The sequence below is a fragment of the Nitratidesulfovibrio sp. SRB-5 genome (assembly GCF_019931275.1).
Taxonomy (GTDB): domain Bacteria; phylum Desulfobacterota; class Desulfovibrionia; order Desulfovibrionales; family Desulfovibrionaceae; genus Cupidesulfovibrio.
Window position 1 is genome coordinate 43,546 of sequence record NZ_JAIOTY010000002.1, and the last position, 18,008, is coordinate 61,553.

15 protein-coding genes are annotated in these 18,008 nt (G+C 67.1%); 1 reads left to right on the forward strand and 14 read right to left on the reverse strand.

The window, feature by feature from the left end; genetic code table 11:
* Positions 1-52: 52 nt before the first annotated feature.
* The 14 genes from K6142_RS07740 to K6142_RS07805 all read right to left on the reverse strand — a co-directional run bounded on the left by K6142_RS07740 (position 53) and on the right by K6142_RS07805 (position 17,101).
* Entirely contained in the window at positions 53-694 is a 642-nt protein-coding gene (locus K6142_RS07740) for an HAD family hydrolase (RefSeq protein ID WP_190243517.1), read from the reverse strand.
* A 143-nt stretch (positions 695-837) separates the two neighbouring features.
* The gene (locus tag K6142_RS07745; protein ID WP_190243516.1) at positions 838-1,743 is read right to left on the reverse strand and encodes a phosphoglycerate dehydrogenase; all 906 of its coding nucleotides are present in this window, start codon (positions 1,741-1,743) and stop codon (positions 838-840) included.
* A 171-nt stretch (positions 1,744-1,914) separates the two neighbouring features.
* Complete coding sequence (locus K6142_RS07750; RefSeq protein WP_190243515.1) at positions 1,915-2,562, reverse strand: acyltransferase; 648 nt, start codon at positions 2,560-2,562, stop codon at positions 1,915-1,917.
* Between the two features lie 10 nt (positions 2,563-2,572).
* On the reverse strand, positions 2,573-3,343 hold the full coding sequence (gene kdsB / locus K6142_RS07755) for a 3-deoxy-manno-octulosonate cytidylyltransferase (RefSeq protein WP_190243514.1): 771 nt from the start codon (positions 3,341-3,343) through the stop codon (positions 2,573-2,575).
* 349 nt (positions 3,344-3,692) lie between these two features.
* Positions 3,693-4,607: an NAD-dependent epimerase/dehydratase family protein gene (locus K6142_RS07760; protein ID WP_190243513.1), complete on the reverse strand. Its 915-nt coding sequence runs from the start codon at positions 4,605-4,607 to the stop codon at positions 3,693-3,695.
* Positions 4,608-4,725: 118 nt separating this feature from the next.
* The gene (locus tag K6142_RS07765; protein WP_190243512.1) at positions 4,726-5,493 is read right to left on the reverse strand and encodes an HpcH/HpaI aldolase family protein; all 768 of its coding nucleotides are present in this window, start codon (positions 5,491-5,493) and stop codon (positions 4,726-4,728) included.
* Between the two features lie 388 nt (positions 5,494-5,881).
* Positions 5,882-7,417, reverse strand: a complete 1,536-nt coding sequence (locus K6142_RS07770; RefSeq protein ID WP_190243511.1) for a lipopolysaccharide biosynthesis protein — start codon at positions 7,415-7,417, stop codon at positions 5,882-5,884.
* A gap of 184 nt (positions 7,418-7,601) precedes the next feature.
* On the reverse strand, positions 7,602-8,273 hold the full coding sequence (locus K6142_RS07775; protein ID WP_190243510.1) for an acyltransferase: 672 nt from the start codon (positions 8,271-8,273) through the stop codon (positions 7,602-7,604).
* A gap of 139 nt (positions 8,274-8,412) precedes the next feature.
* The gene (locus tag K6142_RS07780; protein WP_190243509.1) at positions 8,413-10,095 is read right to left on the reverse strand and encodes an LIC12162 family transferase; all 1,683 of its coding nucleotides are present in this window, start codon (positions 10,093-10,095) and stop codon (positions 8,413-8,415) included.
* A 237-nt stretch (positions 10,096-10,332) separates the two neighbouring features.
* On the reverse strand, positions 10,333-11,397 hold the full coding sequence (locus K6142_RS07785; protein WP_190243508.1) for an N-acetylneuraminate synthase family protein: 1,065 nt from the start codon (positions 11,395-11,397) through the stop codon (positions 10,333-10,335).
* 341 nt (positions 11,398-11,738) lie between these two features.
* Positions 11,739-12,434, reverse strand: coding sequence for a cytidylyltransferase domain-containing protein (locus K6142_RS07790; protein WP_190243507.1), 696 nt, complete (start codon positions 12,432-12,434; stop codon positions 11,739-11,741).
* Entirely contained in the window at positions 12,431-14,446 is a 2,016-nt protein-coding gene (locus K6142_RS07795) for a cytidylyltransferase domain-containing protein (RefSeq protein WP_190243506.1), read from the reverse strand. The genes K6142_RS07790 and K6142_RS07795 overlap by 4 nt, the downstream gene beginning before the upstream one ends.
* A 7-nt stretch (positions 14,447-14,453) precedes the next feature.
* Positions 14,454-15,635 carry a DegT/DnrJ/EryC1/StrS family aminotransferase gene (locus tag K6142_RS07800; RefSeq protein WP_190243533.1) on the reverse strand — a complete coding sequence of 394 codons (1,182 nt, stop codon included), beginning with the start codon at positions 15,633-15,635 and terminating at the stop codon, positions 14,454-14,456.
* Positions 15,636-16,024: 389 nt separating this feature from the next.
* Positions 16,025-17,101 carry an iron-containing alcohol dehydrogenase family protein gene (locus K6142_RS07805; protein ID WP_190243505.1) on the reverse strand — a complete coding sequence of 359 codons (1,077 nt, stop codon included), beginning with the start codon at positions 17,099-17,101 and terminating at the stop codon, positions 16,025-16,027.
* A gap of 419 nt (positions 17,102-17,520) precedes the next feature.
* Here K6142_RS07805 and K6142_RS07810 point away from each other — a divergent pair, with 419 nt between their 5' ends.
* A complete protein-coding gene (locus K6142_RS07810; RefSeq protein WP_190243504.1) occupies positions 17,521-18,000 on the forward strand; it encodes a YbaY family lipoprotein in 480 nt (159 codons plus the stop codon).
* The last annotated feature ends 8 nt before the right edge of the window (positions 18,001-18,008 follow it).

Genomic DNA, 18,008 nt, shown 5'->3' on the forward strand with positions numbered 1-18,008 from the left:
GGGAGCCGCGCCGATGCGGCGTGCGACTCCCCGGCGAGATGGAGTGGTTGTTCTAGCTTTTGCAGAGGCCTTCCAGCCACGCATTAAGTCCCGTCAGGTCATGCCCCCACGGGTGCGGAGTGGCGGCAAAGGCCTCGCCCCGGCCATAGAACAGGGTGCCCACGGCCTCGGCGGCGGTCATGTCGGTCTTGGCGTCGCCGATCATCACCACTTCCGCCGGGGGCACGGCGGCCTTTTCCACGGCGCGGCGCAGCACGTCGGTCTTGCCGGGCGGCGAACCGTAGATGGCCTCGAAGTATCTGGCCAGCCCGCGCTCGGTCAGGATGTGCACCAGTTCCTCGTGCGGGGCGCCGGAGCACACGTACATGGGCACGCGGCCATGCCACGCGGTTATCACGTCGTGCGCGCCGGGCACCATGGGGGCGTTCAGCACCCCCTCGAAGGCGTAGTCCGCGTACCTGCGGCCCAGTTCGTCCATTTCGTCGGATGTGATTTCGCGGCCCAGCACTTCGGTGAACAGCCACTCGAACTTCTTGTAGCGGCTCACGCCGCCGTGTTCCATGTGGTAGGCCACCAGGCGGTCGCGTGCGTCCGCGCCGAAGGGTTCGGCCACGCGGGCGAAGGCTTCGGTCTTCACGTTCACGCTTTCCAGGATGACGCCGTCGCAGTCGAAGACGATGCAGGAAAGGGGCATGGTACTCCTTGGTGATGGCCGCCCCGTCCACGCACTGGGGACGGGGCGGACCACCGGAACGGGATAGGGCGCGTAGCTGGTCGTCGGGGGGGATCGTCGGCAGCCGATGACTTTCGCCGACGCTTCCCGCCGATGCTCCCTGTCTAGCGGGGCAGCGCGTCCAGCAGGTTGCGGATGGTGTCGGTTTCCATCTTCACGCGGGCTTCCACGGCGTACGAGCCCACGTGCGGGGTCAGGATGACGTTGGGCAGCTCGCGCAGGGGGCCTTCGTAGGGTTCCTTGGCGAACACGTCCAGCGCGGCCCCGGCCAGATGTCCGGAGGCCAGCAGCGCGTGCAGGGCGGCTTCGTCGATGAGCCCGCCGCGCGCGGCGTTGATCACCCACGTGCCGGGGCGCATCAGGCCAAGGCGGCGTTCGTCCAGGATGTACCCGCCGCCTTCCGGCTTCGAGCAGTGCAGCGAGACGATGTCCGCCCAGGCCAGCAGGGCGTCCACTTCCATCCTGGCGTTGGTGTCGCTTTCGGCGAACGGGTCGGCAAAGGCCACCTCGCAGCCGAAGGCCTCGAACAGCTTGCCCGTGGCGCGGCCAATGCGGCCAAAGCCGATCAGGCCCACCTTCTTGCCCGCCAGCAGGTTGCCCATGCGCTTCTTCCACGTGCCCGCGCGCAGTTCGCGGTCCATGCGGCTGACAAGGCGCATCAGGTCCAGCGCGTAGCCCAGGGTCAATTCGGCCACGGCTAGGGTGGGCGCGTCGGGCGTGTTGCGCACGGCAATGCCCAGTTCGGCGGCGGCGGCGCGGTCCACGCTGTCCATGCCGGTGCCGCAGCGCGAGATGACCTTCAGTTCCGGCAGGGCCTGCATCACCCGGCGGGTCAGCGGCTCGGTGCCTGCGGCCACGCCGATGCAGCCCTGCAACAGTTCGATGGCCTCGTCTTCGGTGATGGCGCGGCCCGTGGGGTTGAGCACGTACTCCAGGCCCGCCTCGCGCAGGAGGCGCAGCGGTTCGTCGCTGAACTTGGCGAACGAAGAGGTGGTGATGGCTACCTTCATGATTCGTTATCCTTTGCCGGGGGCGTGGCCCCTCGGCATGTGGCGCGGTATGTGGCGCGTGTCGTTGTCATTCTGATCTGCGGGGCGGCGTGGGGCTGCCCGGTCGCCCGCCTGTTGTTGCGCGTGTTCGCCTGTTGTTGTGCGTGTTCGCTTGACGCTTCGCGCTACCGGCTAGGCTTCCGGAGGCGTGGCCGCCCGCTCGTGCACGCCGCGCTTGCGCAGCGGTTTCGCGGGCACGCCGCCCACCACGGTGTACGGCTCCACGTCTTTGGTAACCACGGCCCCGGCCCCCACCACCGCCCCGCGCCCGATGTGCACGCCGGGGGTGATGGTGCAGTTGGCCGCGATCCACACGTCGTCCTCTATGGTCACCTCGCCGTACTCGTGCCCCTGGAACATGATGGGCACGTCGGTGCGGTCGAAGTTGTGGTTGGCCGCGCGGATGACCGTGCCGGGGCCCACCGTCACGTGGGCGCCCATGCGGATGTGGCCGCCGTCGGCGTCCACCACCACGTTGACGTTGAGGGCTGCGTTTTCGCCCATCTCCAGCGCGCCGGTGCGGGCGTACAGGTGGCAGCCCTTGCCGATGCGCACGCCGTCGGCCAGCGCGATGTTGCGGCAGCCCTGCACCGTCACCGACTGGCCGAAGCGTACCCGGCCGCAGTGGCAGAACAGCGGTTGCCACGTCACAAGGCGCGCGCCCACGCCGATGACGGTGGGAATCCACGCGAACAGCGAAAGCCAGAGTTCCTCGGCAATGGCGGCAAGGCGCGACATGTCGGGCATGCGCGGCATGTGCGGCATGTGCGGCGTGGGCATGTCGGCTCCGTTACTTCGTGTAGACGAGGCGCAGGGTGTCCTCGGCCATCATGTCCACCACGCGGGCGAGGTCTTCGGGGGTGTCCACGCTGAGGGTGCGCTTGTCGGTGGGCACCATGCGGACCTTTTCGCCGTGTTCGAGGATGCGCATCATGTCCACCGACTCGATGATTTCCAGCGGGGTTTCCTGCATGTCGTTGAACTTCAGCAGGTAGTCGCGGCGGAAGGGGATGATGCACACCTGCTTCTGCATGGGCACGTCGGTGACGCCCTTCTTGCGAGAGGGCACCGCCTCGCGCGAGAAGTACAGGGCGTCGGAGTTCAGGTCCACCACCACCTTGACCTCGTTGGGGTCTTCGAATTCTTCCACGGTTTCCATGCGGGCCATCAGGTTGGTGACGTTGATGGCGGGGTCGGCCAGCATGGGGGCGATGGCGGCGTCGATCATGTCGGGGGTGACCATGGGTTCGTCGCCCTGCACCATGACCACGATGTCCACGCGCTTGCCGGTGGCGGCTTCGATCTTCAGCAGGGCTTCGGCGGTTCGGGTGGTGCAGCGCACGTGGTGGTCGCCGGTCATGACGGCCTTCAGGCCCGCGCTTTCGGCGTAGTCCTGGATTTCCTGGTCGCAGGTGGCCACGTAGGTGGCGGTCAGGGTGGGGCTCATGGCCGTGCGGAAGGTGACGTGGCCCACCATGGGCACGCCGTGGATGTCGGCCATGGGCTTGCCCGGAAAGCGGCTGGAGCCCATGCGGGCGGGGATGATGGCGACGATGTTCATGGCTGCTCCTTTGGCGGCGCGGTGCGCCGGGAAATGTCGGGTGTGGGGAGAAAAGGCAGGGGGATGCCTTGGTTGTTGTGCGGTGGTGGCGCTCAGGTCAGCGCGGGCATGCTGCGGGCGGAATCCGTCTTTCGCCGCCGGGTGGCGTTGGCTTGGCATTTTTGATGCTCACATACAGGAGTATGCTCCGCTCAAAAATGCCAATCCGCCTTGCCCGGCGACGAAACTCGTAATTCCTTGCATCATCCCCGCACCAGCCTCCCGCAGCGGTAGACCGCTGCGGGGTATAAGGAAGAAAGGCACTGGAGAAAGGCGGAATCCTCGCGTTCGGGGGGCAGCGGCCTGCGCCCTACTCCTCGCGGGGCAGCAGGTAGCCGCCCACGTTGTGCATGTCGGGGTGCAGTTCGCGGTGCACTTCTTCCATCACGCGCAGCACGCCCTGGCCGAGGTCGGTAGTCAGGTTGGGCACCAGTTTCTTGCCCACCTTGGGCATGAAGGCATAGGGCGTGACCTGGTAGTGGCCGCTGTTGGGGTCGTGCTGGTAGGCGACGTTCAGTTCCTTGCCCAGCATTTCGCCGATCATCTTGAACAGGTCGCCCACGCGCATGGGCTGGTTGCCGGTGAGCACGATGTTCTCGTTGGCGTACTCGGGCTTCAGCACTTCCACGGTGCACAGGGCGGCGTCTTCCACGTGGATGTATTCGCGCAGGGCAGTGGGGCTGCCGTAGTAGGTGATGCCCCCGGTTTCCAGCGCTTCCGCCACGAAGCGGTTGATGGCGTTGCGGCGGTCGGCGCGGGGGCCGTACAGCGAGCCGTAGCGCAGGATGGTGTAGTCCAGCCCGTGCATGGCCTGGTAGTTTTCGATGTACAGTTCGCAGGCCTGCTTGCTGCACCGGTAGAACCCGCCGGATTTGCCGTACACGTACAGCGAACTGGCGAACACGTAGCGTGAAACCTTGGCCTTGCGGCAGGCTTCCAGCAGGATGACGTTGCCCAACACGTTGATGCGCGCGGTATCCACGGGCTTGCGGTTGGCTTCGCCGATGTCGGCGATGCCCGCGAAGTTGAACACGGCGTCGGCCCCGGCGATGGCGGCGTCCACGGCGGCCTCGTCAAGGATGTTGCCGACCACCATGCGCTGGTCGCTGCGCAGGTAGGGCGAGGGGCGCAGGTCCACGATGGTGACCTCGTGCCCGGCGTCGGAAAGCTTGTCGCAGACGTGGGAGCCGAGGAACCCGGCCCCGCCGAAAAAGGTGATCTTCATTGTGCTGCATCCCTTCGGGGCTGTGCCCCATGCCGCCCGTGGGCGGGGTGGTCCGCTGCGCATCAGGGCGCGGTGCGGGCCGTATGGATTCGGTTGCTGGTGTGGCGCGTCGAGGGTGCTAGGCCTTGGGGCACGCGCAGTTGCGGTACAGAAACACCGCATCGATGCACCACGCGATGAACCGGTAGCCTTCGCCGATGCGGCGCGCAAGGTCCGCCGTGTCGGGCTGCACGATGTGCAGGCCCATGGGCACGTCGTGGGCGCGCGCGGCGGCGGCGATGCGGTCCAGCGCGGCGAGAAAGTCCGGGTGGTCGAACTGCGCGGTCAGCCCCATGGAGCCGGAAAGGTCGTACGGCCCCACCATGATGGCATCAAGGCGCGGGTGGGACAGGATGGCGTCCAGGTTGTCCACCGCGCGGATGTGCTCGATCTGCGCCACGAACAGGGTGTCGCGGGCGGTTTCGTTCACGTAGGGCGTGAACTCGCGGCCGAACAGGTTGGCCCGGCAGTAGCCCACGCCGCGCACGCCGGAAGGGCCGTCGGTGCGGGGGTACAGCGCCCAGCCGATGGCGGCGTCCAGCTGTTCGCGGGTTTCGATCATGGGAAAGATAAGGCCCCGCGCGCCGGAATCCAGCGATGCCTTGATGTCGGTCAGGGTGGCTTCGGCCACGCGGGCAAAGGGCGCGGCCCCGCCAAGCTCGATGGCGCGGAAGGCGTCGGGCAGCTGGCTGCGGGTGAAGGCGGCGTGTTCCAGGTCCACGGCCACCCAGTCGTAGCCGGACCGGCCAAGGATTTCGGCCACGTCGGTGGAAGGAATCTGCATCCAGGTGCCGATGGTGGCTTCGCCTCGGCGCATCTTTTCCCGAATGTCGCGTGCGGTGATCATGGTGGTTGCGTTCGCGTGCGGTGCGGCGGCAATGCCGCCGGATGGTGTGGGGCGGGCGCGGTGGCGTCCGTCAAGGATGTGAAAACCGCGCGGGCCGGGCTGCGCAAGGTCGCATAGGGTCGCGTCCCGTTGCGTAGGGTTGCGTCCGGTTGCGCAAGGTAGCGTCACGGCCATGCTGTTGCTGCCGATGCGCGCCCCGTGGCCCGTTGTCCCGTGGCCCCCGTGTGTGGGCCGCACCGCGCGGCCTGGCAGGGGGGCTTTTCAGGCCGTGGCAGTATAGCCGTGCACGATGCGGGGTGCAATATGCCGGTAGTGGGCAAGAAAGGGGTGCCGATACTGTGTGAATGCGGCACCCCGGCCCGATTTTTCGGCAGGACGCCCCGCGCGGTTACGCCCCGGACTTGCGGAACCGTCCCAGCGCCCGCTTGGCCAGCCCGCGCAGGTCCTGCCGGGTAAGGCCCACCAGTTGCGGCACGGCCAGCACCGCCCCGCCCACCAGTGCGGAATAGATCACGCCGGAAACGAAGAAGCGCACGATGTCCTGCGCGTCCCCCAGCCCCGTGGCAATGGTCAGGCTGCGGCAGGCCCACGCCGCGCCGCCCAGAAAGGCCAGGCACAGTGCCTGATGCGCCACGTTGCGCAGGTAGTTCAGCGGGATGATCCGCGAGCTCATCCACAGCATGAAATTGACCGACAGGAACTGGACCAGCACCGTCTTTACCGCAAGGCCCATGGCCCCTAGGCCGAAGCCGAACTTGTCCGCCGGGGCCAGCAGCAGCCACGACAGGCCGAAGCCCAGTATGTATTCCGTCACCGCCATGTTGCGCATGGTGCGGGTGCGGCCCGTGGCGTAGAACACCGACCCGGCAAGCTGCCCGTAGGCCTGGTGCACCGGGTACAGGGCCATGATCTGCACCGGCAGGATGGCCGCCGCGTAGTCCGCCCCGCCGAAGATGCGCACCACCGCCGGGGCCTCCATGGCCGTGAAGCACGAAAAATAGCCCGCCACCGTGAACAGCAGCGGCGCAAAGCGGTCCATCAGCCTGCCCATTTCCGTCCGGTCGCCCTTGCCCCAGGCAATGGACAGTTCGCGCATGACCAGCGGCGTCATGGCCGAAACGAACAGGAAGCAGGCCATGCCCACCTTCTGCGACAGGGCAAAGAACCCCTGCTGCGCGCTGCCGTTGAAGGTTTGTAGCAGCCAGCGTTCCGCCACCAGGAACACGGTGGACGCCAGCGCCTGCACGAACAGCGGCGTGCTGTAGTCCGCGAATTCCCGCGTGTAGGCCCGCCGTTCGTCCTTGGGCATGCGGAAGGTCACCGTGGGCCAGCACCCCCGCAGCACCAACGCATAGCCCACCGCCAGCGCGATCAGCGTTGCGTACTGGTGCGCGAACAGGGTGCCCATGTTCAGCCAGCCCAGCAGGAACAGCGCCAGCAGCGCCCCCACGCTGGCCAGGTTCAGCACCGTGCGCGAAATTTCGCTGGATACCGTCACCCCCAGCGCGTCGTTCATGGAGCGCAGTACCCGGCCCCACCACGACAGAAACGCCCACAGGGCCGCCAGCGGCACGATCCACGCGGGTACGTCCGGCAGCAGCCACTGCCCCAGCCCCGGCACGTACGCCGACAGCGAGAACAGCATGGTGATGGCCAGCACCAGCGCCGCCACCCGCACGTAGAACGACACCAGCCCGAATTCCTGCTGCCGCCGCGACAACGCGTTGTAGAAGCAGGTGGAGGTGCCCATGTCCAGGAACCCCGCGAACTGCTGGAACATGTTCGTGGCAAAGCTGTAGTTGCCGTACCCCGTGGGGCCCAGGGCGCGCGGCAACACCGCCTCCATGGTCAGGTACACCGGGATGGACGCCACGTTCGCCAGCAGCTTGAACGCGTATCGCTTGGCAAGGGTTTGTTGGGTCATGGGGTGGGCTGGTTGGGGAAGAGTTACCGGGGGAAGGGACCCTTTAAAAAGGGTCTCCTTCCCCCGGACCCCCATCCTCCCAAATTTTTCAAATGGGATGATGGGAGCGGGAAATATGTCATGCGTATGATGCGCGAGCGCATACACCGCATCGGGGAAAAAGGGAACGAGGGCGACGCGGGGGCTACGGCAACTGCCGCACCATGCGGGCGGGCGTGCCTGCCACGAGGGTGGCGGGGGGCACGTCGCGGGTGACCACGCTGCCTGCGGCAACGATGGCTCCGTCGCCGATGGTCACGCCCTTCAGGACGATGCAGCGCATGCCCAGCCAGACGTTGTCGCCGATGGTCACGTCGCGGTCACGCTCGAAGGCCGGGGTGGTCAGGCGCGTTTCCGGTGGCCACGGCGCGTGGAAGTCGGAATCGGTGATCACGCAGTTGGGGCCGATCATGGTCCCCTTGCCGATGCGGATGGTGCGCGAGCGGGCGGTGATGGCCGTGCCGTTCATGGTCACGCCGTCGCCGACCAGGATGGCGGCGCTGCCCGCAAAGGTGCGCAGCCGGGTGGGGGCGTGGATGGTGGCCGAGGTGCACCGCCGGGACGAGGAAATGATGCCCACCCCACGCCCCAGTTCGATGCGGCTGCCCGGCCAGCGTTGCAGGATGATGGCGCCGCAGCACTCGCACCCGCCGCCCAGCCGCACGCCGAACAGCGCGGCCTTCAGCCGCATGCGCACCGTGCCCCACAGGCAGGATGCGGTGCGGTGCAGGGCCATGCAACCATAGGACACGATGTCGCGCGGGGTCAGCCCCTCTTCGCGCACCTTGCGCAGCGCCCTGGTGATGAATCCGCCCATGTCCCCGACCTTTGCGCGGCAACCCGCGCCCGGTTCCCATACCCCTTTTTGAAAAATTTGGGGGGATGGGGGTCCGGGGGAAGGAGACCCTTTTTAAAGGGTCCCTTCCCCCGCAAATTTCCCGGTTTGTTTTCTTTTCTTACAACCCGCGCAGCGCGTCCAGCCAGATACCGTTGATGCTGCCGGGGGTGGTCATGGCGTACTGGGCGCACCAGTTGCGGCGGGCCTGCTGCACGGGCTCGCTCTGCCACCAGCCGTGCACGTCGGGCCAGATGCGGCAGATGTGCGCGGCAGCGGCGTCTGGCGTGGCGTGGTGGATGCCCACGGCGGCCAGTTCGGCCAGGGCGGCGGCGGTTTCGCGTCCCACGCGCCAGTGTTCGGGGTTCCAGTACAGCACGGTGGGGGTGTTGGCGGCCATGGCCAGTTCCAGGGTGGTGCCGTGATGGTCCAGCACCAGCAGGCGGCAGCCCAGCATGTGCTCGTCCAGGCTCCCTTCGCAGCGGCGCACGTCGGCAAAGCGGCGCAGCACCCACGGGCCGTCGTCCAGGCCGCTCATGGTCTGGAAATAGGGGCGGTACAGGGCGGATGCGCGCACGTGGTCGGGCAGGGCGGCGAGAAAGCGCGCCTTGTCGCGGCGGTAGTCCAGCCATTGCAGCGGCTGCGGGCGTGAATCCAGCCGGTAGGAGAGCAGGCTCATTTCCGCGCCCACAAGCACCAGCGCGCCGGTGCGGTCGGCGTGGCTGTCCTTGATGCGGTCCAGTTGGGCGTGCGGCAGGGGCACGTAATTGCCCCGGAACGGCGCGTGGCTGGTCCAGCCCCAGGTGACGAAGGCGTGCTGGCGGTATTCGTAGAAGGGCACCACGGCGGATTCGCGGATGTGGCCGTAGTTGCCGCCGTGCTGGATGAACACCAGCCGCGTCCCGGCGGCGCGGTCCAGGGCCACGCGCATGCGGTAGGCGTCGTCGTGGTACGAGGCCACGTTGACCACGCGGGTGCGCGGGCGGCGCTGCCGCACGGTGCGGGGCAGACGCTGCTGGCACAGGGCGCGGGGGATGGACGGCAGGATGATGTCGTCCGGTTCGAAGCGCCACACCGGCATGCGGCCCTTGAGCTGGGCCAGGGGAATGGTGCGGTCCTCGCAGGTGCGCGGCCCGAGCAACGCCATGGAAAACACCAGCGATTGCAGGGTGGAAAAGCCCTTGATGCGCGGAAACGGCAGCGCGTACAGCAGCCGCCGCGCAAGGCTGCGCAGGCCGCCTTCGGCGGGGGCCCCGGAATGGCGGGTGACCGGCTCGGCATGCACGGCCCGCCAGGCGGCGGGCAACTGCGGTTCGAGGATGCGCGAGAACACCCACCAGTTGAACAACTGGTCCTGCGCGCCCGCAAGGATGAACTGGTGGCTGTCCTCGAAGGAAAAGGCGCAGTCGCCCGGCAGCAGGGGGACGTCCAGCTCTTCCGTGCCCCACAGGCGGATCATGTCCTGCACGCGGCGCTGGCGCTCGTGCAGCATCTGGCAGCACAGGGTCAGCCACGGGTACAGGGTCAGGTCCCAGAAGTCGCGCGGCAGGTCGGCCCCGTGGTGCGCGCCAAGGCGCAGGGCAAGGTCCGGGATGCGCGAAATGGCGTAGCTGTTGGCCTCGTCGATGGCGGCGGCCACCTCGTCGCCGCTGGCGTACGGGTCGGGGCCGAAGGTGAAGCGGGTGTCCCAGTCGGGAAAGGCGTCCTCGCGTCCGTGAAAACACCACGGTCCGGCCATCAGATGGGTGTCGGGGGCGGCATCGTCGGGGGCGACGGCAAGGACGAGGGTACGGCGTTGGGTCATGTGCGGCTGCGCGCGGGGCGCGGTGTTTCGTGAAGGCCCGGCGGGGCGGCGAGTGGGCCGGATGATGGCCCGCCGGGCGGTCAGTGCGTTATGCGGTATGCGGAAGACGTTTGGTCAGTGATCGGAACGGGTCCGGTTGGGCATCGGGTGCGCGCCCGTGACGCGCCCGTGACGCGCCCGTGACGCGCCGGTTGTGTCCGGCGCGTACGGTTCGTCAGCGGATGCTTCGCCAGCCGGTTATTCCAGATGGCTCCACTGGAGCACGGTGTCTTCCGCGATGTCGGCGCGGGCGCGCTTGCCGAGCACCGCGTCGATTTCGCGCGGGCTCACGCCGTGGGCCGGGCGCTTCCAGGTCAGGTCGTCGCGGGTGATCACGGCGCCTGCCGCAATGGGCCGCGCCGCCACCAGGCTGCGCCGGGCGTTGCGCCGGGCCGGGGCCTCTGACTCCAGCGCGGAAATGGTGAACGGCCCCACCATGGGCAGGATGCGGTCGAGCGAGGCGTTGAAGTGCGCCAGATCGTCCTTGTCCATGGCGTGGTAGTGGTCGTTGCCGGGCAGGGTCTTGTCGTGGGTGAAGTGCTTTTCAAGGATGCGCGCGCCCAGCAGGGTGGCCACTTCCAGCACCTTCATGTCGCGGGGCAGGGTGTGGTCCGAGTAGCCGATGACGTGCTGCGGAAAGTGCTGGCGCAGCGCCGGAATCATGCCCAGCGCGGCGTTCACGTCGTCGGTGGGGTAGTTCAGCACGCAGTGCAGCAGGGCCAGCGGGTTGCCCTTGGCCTCGATCCACTCCACCGCCTCGGCGATTTCGTGCAGGTGCGCCGCGCCCGTGGACAGGATGATGGGCTTGCCGAACCCGCACATGAACTCGATGAACGGCTTGTTGGTGATGTCCGACGACGAGATCTTGTAGACGTCCATCATGTCGTTCAGGAACCTTGCCGATTCCACGTCGAACGGGGTGGACATGAATTCGATGCCCGCGCTGTCGCAGTGCTTCTTCAGCGCCTCGAACTCGCCCTTCCAGAACTTGTCGTGCCGGGTGAACAGTTCGTACTGGCTGCTGGTCGGTTCCTTGGTGGTGTCCCAGTAGGCCGGGGAATCCTTGGACGCCAGCGTGGCCGCCTTGTACGTCTGGAACTTGATGGCGTGCGCGCCGCCCGCGCAGGCTTCGTCCACCAGACGCCGGGCAATGTCCATGCTGCCCTCGTGGTTCACGCCCGCCTCGGCAATGATGTACGGACGCTGGATGCCCGCGCTGCGCGCGCAGGCAGGCTTGCTGCTGAATATTTCGGTCAGGCGCATGGTCGTGCTCCTTGTGGTGTGGTCGAATGATTGATTTTTCGGGGGAAGGGACCCTTTGGCGCTCTGCGGTCCTCATCCGTAATGCTCGAAGACTCGCATAACGGCTAAGGCAAGGGTCGCCTTCCCCCGGCCCCCTATCCCCCCAAACTTTTCAAAGGGGGTGGGCCGGGGAAAGTTGTGTTGCGGTTTGGATTACCCGGGCGGGTTTCCACGACTCAGTTGCAACGGGCCAAAAGAAAGTTTTTGGGGAAGGAGGGAGGGGGTGCGGGGGAGGGAGGAAGCCCCTTTTGCAAAAGGGGCTTCCTCCCTCCCCCGCGTAACGTCTTCCCGCCTGCCCCTCATTACCCCTTGGGCGGAAAAAGGGCCACGATCTCCTCGGGGGTGATGTCCGGGTGGATGTCCAGCAGGGCGAGGGCGCGGTAATCTTCGGGGGTATCCATGTCCAGCTTCAGGTCGGGGCGGCGCAGGACGGGGTTGGCCGGATCAAAGGTGCGGATGCGGTACAGGCCGGGGTTGTCCCAGATGTACGACAGGCAGTGCTCGCGGTGGGCGGGCAGGGTGGCCTTGGCCGCTATGTCGGCCAGCAGCGCGTAGGACAGGGTTTCCGCGCCCAGGCCGTCGGGATAGCTGTTGTTGCGCGGAATGTGGTTGTACGCGTAGTCGCAGGCACCGGCGGCGTTTTCGTCGCGCCAGAAGCGGATCAGGTCATCGATGGCCGGACCCCAGATCAGCGGGTTGTCGGCGCAGATGCGCACCACCTGCTCCGCGCCGTGGGCGGCACCGGCCAGGCGGAAGCGTTCCAGCACGTCGTCCTCCGGCCCGCGGAACACGGCCACGCCCTGTCGCGAGAGGTGATATTCCAGCACGTCGTTTTCGGGCCGGTCAGAGGTGGCCACGACCACCTCGTCGATGAGCCGCGCCTTGCGGGTGCGGCGCACCACCCAGTCGATGACGGGCAGGCCGTGCAGCGAGAGCATGGTCTTGCAGGGCAGGCGGGTGGAACCCAGGCGGGCCTGGATGAGGGCAACGGTTCTCATGCGGTGTCTCCGTGCGGGCCGCGCGGCATTTCCGGAGCCACGAGCGCACCCGAAAGCGGGGTGCCCGTGGAAACGGGAGAAACGGGGGCGTCGGAGGCGGCCCCGTTGGCGGTGGCCGACCCTTCCACGCTGGGGGATTGTTCGATGAGCGCGCTGCGCAGGTCGAAGTCCGGGCCGAAGGGCAACTCGTCGATGTACGACGGCCTGCGCGGCGCGGCGCCGCCCTGCGCGGGGGCCAGCAGCGCGCCGATGCGCGCTACCACCCCGGCCTTGTTGCGGGTGAAGTCCAGCCGTTGCATGCGCTGGTGCAGGGTGCGGCGAAAGCCTTCGTCCAGCATGCGCGTGAAGGCCCGGCGCAGCGCCCCTTCGCGGAAGGGGTGCATCACGCCGAGGTAGGCGAAGCCGTTGCGGGCACGGGCAAAGGTGTGCCGCGCCTCGCGTTCGTGATGGGCCATGACGATGGCGGGCACGCGCATGTGCGCCAGTTCGTACACGGTGCGCCCGGCGGAACAGATGGCGATGTCCGCTCCTTCCATCTTGCGCGACATGACGTTGGTGGCGTGGGTGAATTCGACCAGCGGCGAGCCCAGGGCATCCACGTGCGCCTGCATGGCCTCGCGGTGGGCGTAGCCCGGCCCGGCCACGATGCTGATGGCGATGCCCCGCTCGCGGCACAGCGGCTCGATGCAGTCCAGGGTGCGGCGGGTGAAGTCGGAATGGTCGGTGCCGCCGAAGGTCACCAGCACCCGCTTCGGCTGCGGGCGGAATTCGTTGCGTTCGCCGGCGATGAATTCGTCGCGCAGGCAGAAGTAGCGGTGGCCGTAGAGCAGGCGCGGGTCTTCGTGCTTTTCCTCGTACAGGGCGTTGACCACAAGGTCGGCGTGGGCCGCTCCGGGGCCTTCGTCCTCGAAGTTCACGGTGCGCACCCCGGCGGCCTTCAGGCGCAGCATGTACTCCGCGTCGGTGTCCAGGATGTCGTTGACCACCAGGTCCGGCGCAAGGCGCAGCACGTCATGTGCAAGCCCGGGTGCAAGCCCGGGTGCAAGCCCGGAGGCAAGATCGTCCGTCTGCTGGATGTAGGTGCGGTAGTCGCGGGCGGCGATGTTCTTCACCGCAAGCTCGCTGTCGCGGGTGCACAGGAAGGTGATCTTGTGGTCGGAAATCTCGTGGGCCAGCATCAGGGCGCGGAACACGTGCCCCATGCCGATGGCCGGGTAGCCCGCCACCACGAACACGATGTGCCGCCGCTCCAGCAGTTTTTCGCACAGCCACCAGTCCTGGTAGCTGTTGATTTCGATGGCCCGGTCGTTGAGGAAATAGGGCATCACGCGCGGGGTGGCGCCGGGGGCCAGGGCGGATGCGCGCAGCATGACCAGCGCCTTGCTTTCCACGTAGACTTCGCGGCTGGGTGACGCGTGGCCGCCAGACCCGCCAGACACGCCAGATCCGCCAGGCGTGTTGCCCGCGCCTGCGCCGCCTTCCTGCCCGTCTTGCGGCCCTTCGCCGGGGTTGTCATCCGCCCCGTCTTGCGGCCCCTCGTCCACCCCGTCATCCGCAAGGATGGCGTCCAGGCTGCCGTCGCGCTTTTCCCACACCCGCTGGCGGATGCTCTTCACCGTCACCAGCACGTCCGCGCCCTCGCTCCGGAAGCGGTCGAAGGCGTCGTCGATGTCGTGGCCGGTCAGCAGCGGGCAACTGGCCCGGTAGATGACCAGGTACGGGTAGGTGGCGGCCAGTTCTTCCAGCACGCCGCGCAGTTCGCGCACGATGTCCAGCGAGGTGAAGCGCAGGCTGGCGTTGTAGTGGTGGCGCACGCCGTTGCGTTCGCAGACCAGGGCGATTTCCTGGCTGTCGGTGACCACCACGATGTCCGCCGCCTCGGCCACGGACCGGGCCGTGTCGATGGCGCGCTGGATCAGGGTCACCCCGGCCAGCCGTTTTACCAGCTGGTCGGGGATGACCGCATTCTTCTTGATGGCGGGTATGACGATGCAGCGCCGGGGGGCGGTCATGGTGCCGCTAACCCCTGCGCAGCCCGTCGAGCACGTCTTTGGTGGCGGCGAGCATGTAGTCGAATTCCGCCTCGGTCAGCCAGTGCTGGAACGGGAAGGAGATCATGTTGTCGAAGAACGCGTCGGCGTTGGGGCAGTCCGCCGCGCCGTAGCCCAGGCGCTGGTAGAACGGATAGCGGTTCAGCGGGTAGTACTGCACCACGCACTTCACGCCCTTGTCGTTGAACATGGTGCGGATGAACGCGTCGCGGTTGCCGTTGGTCATGCGCGCGGCCAGCAGGTGGTAGTTGTGCCGGGTGGTGTCCACCCGATGGAACTCCAGCTCCGGATAGTCGGCCAGCGCGTCGATGAAGCGCACGGCGCGTTCGCGCTTTTCCGCATTGATGCGGTCGATGCGTTCCAGCTGCTTGATGCCCAGCGCGCACTCGATTTCGCCGATGCAGTAGTTGTTGGGCCACAGCATCTCGCCGTCGATCATGGGCATGTCCACGTTGCCCATGGCGGGCACCCAGTAGTCGGGCCGCTCGAAGTCGAAGCCGCAGTGCCCGTTGTGGCGCAGCCCGGGCACCAGCCTGGCCAGTTCCGGGTCCTGCACCACCAGCATGCCGCCTTCGCCCAGGGTGGTCAGGTTCTTGTGCGAGTGGAAGGAATAGATGGCGAAGTCGCCGAAGCTGCCGGACATCTTGCCGTCCACGTCCGCCCCGATGGACTGGGCCGTGTCTTCCACCACCAGGATGCCGCGCGAACGCGCCAGCTCCATGATGGCGGGCATGTCCGCAACATATCCGTACAAATGCACCACCACGATGGCCCTGGTGCGCGGGGTGAGTACCTTTTCGATGCTTTCCGCCGTCACCACGCGGGTCTTCAGGTCGATGTCCGCCCACACCGGCTTCGCGCCCTTTTTCAGGAACGGGTACGCCGACGCCGTGAACGTGTGCGAGGGAATGACCACCTCGTCGCCCGGCTTGAACCGGCACAGCTGCGCCGACAGCTCCAGCGCCGACACCCCGTTCATCACCGCAAAGCAGTGCGCAACGCCCAGGTACTCCGCGAACTTGCGCTGGAATTCCTGCATGTACCGGCCCTGGGTCAGGGTCTCGGCCGTGCGCATGGCCTCGGCCACCACGGCAATCTCGTCCTCCGTGTAGTAGAGGGCGCGGCCGCTGAAATTCACCTTGATATCCATCTGTCCATGCTCCTGCAACGTGAACTGGATTTGCATGCGGGGCTCTGCCCCGCACCCCGCAAGGGGGCCGTGACGCTTTGCGACCGCTATCCGTAATGTTCGCGCTACGCGCTCACATAACGGCTACCGTCCCTTGACCCCTTATGCCTGTCCGTACCGCACTGCGTGCGATACGGACAGGATACGGGCAAGGTGAGGGGGCCAACTGTGCGGTGGTTGTTTTCCCAGTACCGCCAGCATGGTTGCCCATGAGAAAAGTTTTGGGGGGAGGGGTCCGGGGAGGGAGACCCTTTTGCCTCAGCCGTTAGGTGAGCGCAGGGCGCGAACCTTACGGATGAGGACCGCAACGCGTCAAAAGGTCCCCTCCCCGGTAGAAATCCTTCCCGGCCTTACATGGCCTTGAACAGCGAGATGACCTTCTCGTCGGTGAGGATCTTGCGGAAGTCGGGGCCGAGGGCGTTGGTGAGCGGCTTTTCGTGCACCACGGACGAGGCCACCAGGGCCTTGAGCTGGTCAGCGGAAAGGTTGGCGCACAGGCCCTTGGGCAGGTTGACGCCCTGGCGTTCGATCATCCGGGCGTACTTGGGGTAGTCTTCGGGGTAGAATTCGCCCAGCACGCTGAGGGCGTAGCAGTTGGCGATGCCGTGGTGGGTGTGCAGCACCACGGAGAGGCCGGCGGAGATGGGGTGGATGACGCCCACGTTACCGGCGCTCATGCCGCCGAGGTACGAGGCGATCATCATCTTTTCCAGGTTTTCCTCGGCCATCATGTCGTCGGAGAGAAAGATTTCCTCGCACATGTCCACGGCCTTCTGGGCCAGGGCATCGACGATGACGTTGCGGTAGCTGCCCCGCAGCGATTCGATGCAGTGCATGTAGGTGTCCATGCCGGTGTAGAAGTACTGGTCGCGCGGCACGGTGCGGGTCAGTTCCGGGTCCAGCAGCAGCTGGTCGTACATGGTGATGTCGCTGTTCATGCCCAGCTTGATGCCGCGCTTGGCGTTCAGCAGCACGCAGGTGCGCGAGCATTCGGCGCCGGTGCCGGACAGGGTGGGCACGCCAATCTTGTGCGGGGCGGGGTTCTTGACGAGATCCCAGCCCTGGTAGTCCGCGGCCTGGCCGGGGTTGGTGAGCATGTTGGCCACGGCCTTGCCCACGTCCAGGGTGGCGCCGCCGCCAATGGCCACGACGGTGCAGGGCAGGCGGTTGTCATGGGCGCGCGTGGCGGCGGCAAAGTCGTCGATCTGCTCGGTGGTGGGTTCGCTGGTGGTGTCCACGAACAGCACGAGGTCGCCGTCCTTCTTGGGCAGTCGGCCTTCCAGCTCGCGCCCCCGGAAGAAGTGGTCCACGAAGAACACGGCGGGACCGGCCACGGCGGCGCGGCGCGCGTCCACAAGGTCGCCCAGCTGGGCGAAGGAACCCTTGCCGAGGATGTAGAAGGGAACGTTCTTGGTATTGCGGTACATGGTGGTCTCCTGGGGGTTGTGCGGAAAGTGCGCCGCGTCACGCATTCTAGGCGTATTCGCGGGGGCGGGCAAGATGTCCGGAAATATGCGGAGCAGGCGTTTAACCGGGGAAATGTCCCGGCGGCGCGACATGCGTAAGGGATCGGCCCGGCGGGCCGGGGACGCGGAGAAGGCAGGACGGTGCGGGGGTATGCATGGGGGGGGACCGGCGATGCCGGGCGGGGTGTGGCCGCGTGCTGCCGCCGGGGGTGCCCGGCGGAACGGAATGGATAGGACTCGCGACGGATGCAGCAGTAAGGATTCGGCGTGCCAAAGTCAATGGGAAAGGGGCCGGTGCAACGCACAATGCTGGCCTTGGCAGCGCGGGTATGGCAGGGGAGTGGTGCAATGGAACATTCAACAGCCATCGGGGAGGATGCATGAACGACGACTGCAAGACCATGACCCGGCGCAATCGGTCCGCCGCGCGCGGGCTTTCGGCGCTGGTTGCGCTGCTGGTGCTGGCGGCGCTGCTGGCCGGGTGCAGCGAAAAGCTGCAACTGTACCGGCCCGGCGCGCTGGCCATGGTGACGGGCACGGTAAGCTTTCGCCAGCGCATTCTGCTGCCGCTTTCGGTGCAGGGCGAGGTGCGCCTGCTGGACGTGACCGATGGCGGTGAAGGGGTGGAACTGGCCCGCGTGGAACTGCCCGCGCCGGTGCGGGTGCCCGCGCCGTACCGCATCGACTTCGACGCCGCGCGCATCGACCAGCGCCGCAACTACGTGGTCGAGGCCACCCTGTTCGAGCCGGGCACGGGCGGCGGGCCGGGCCGGGTGTGGTTCCGCACCCCGACGCCACAGTACGTGCTGACCCACGGCAACCCGGTCTATCTGGAACTGATGCTGGAGATGGTCCGGTGAGCGGGGGC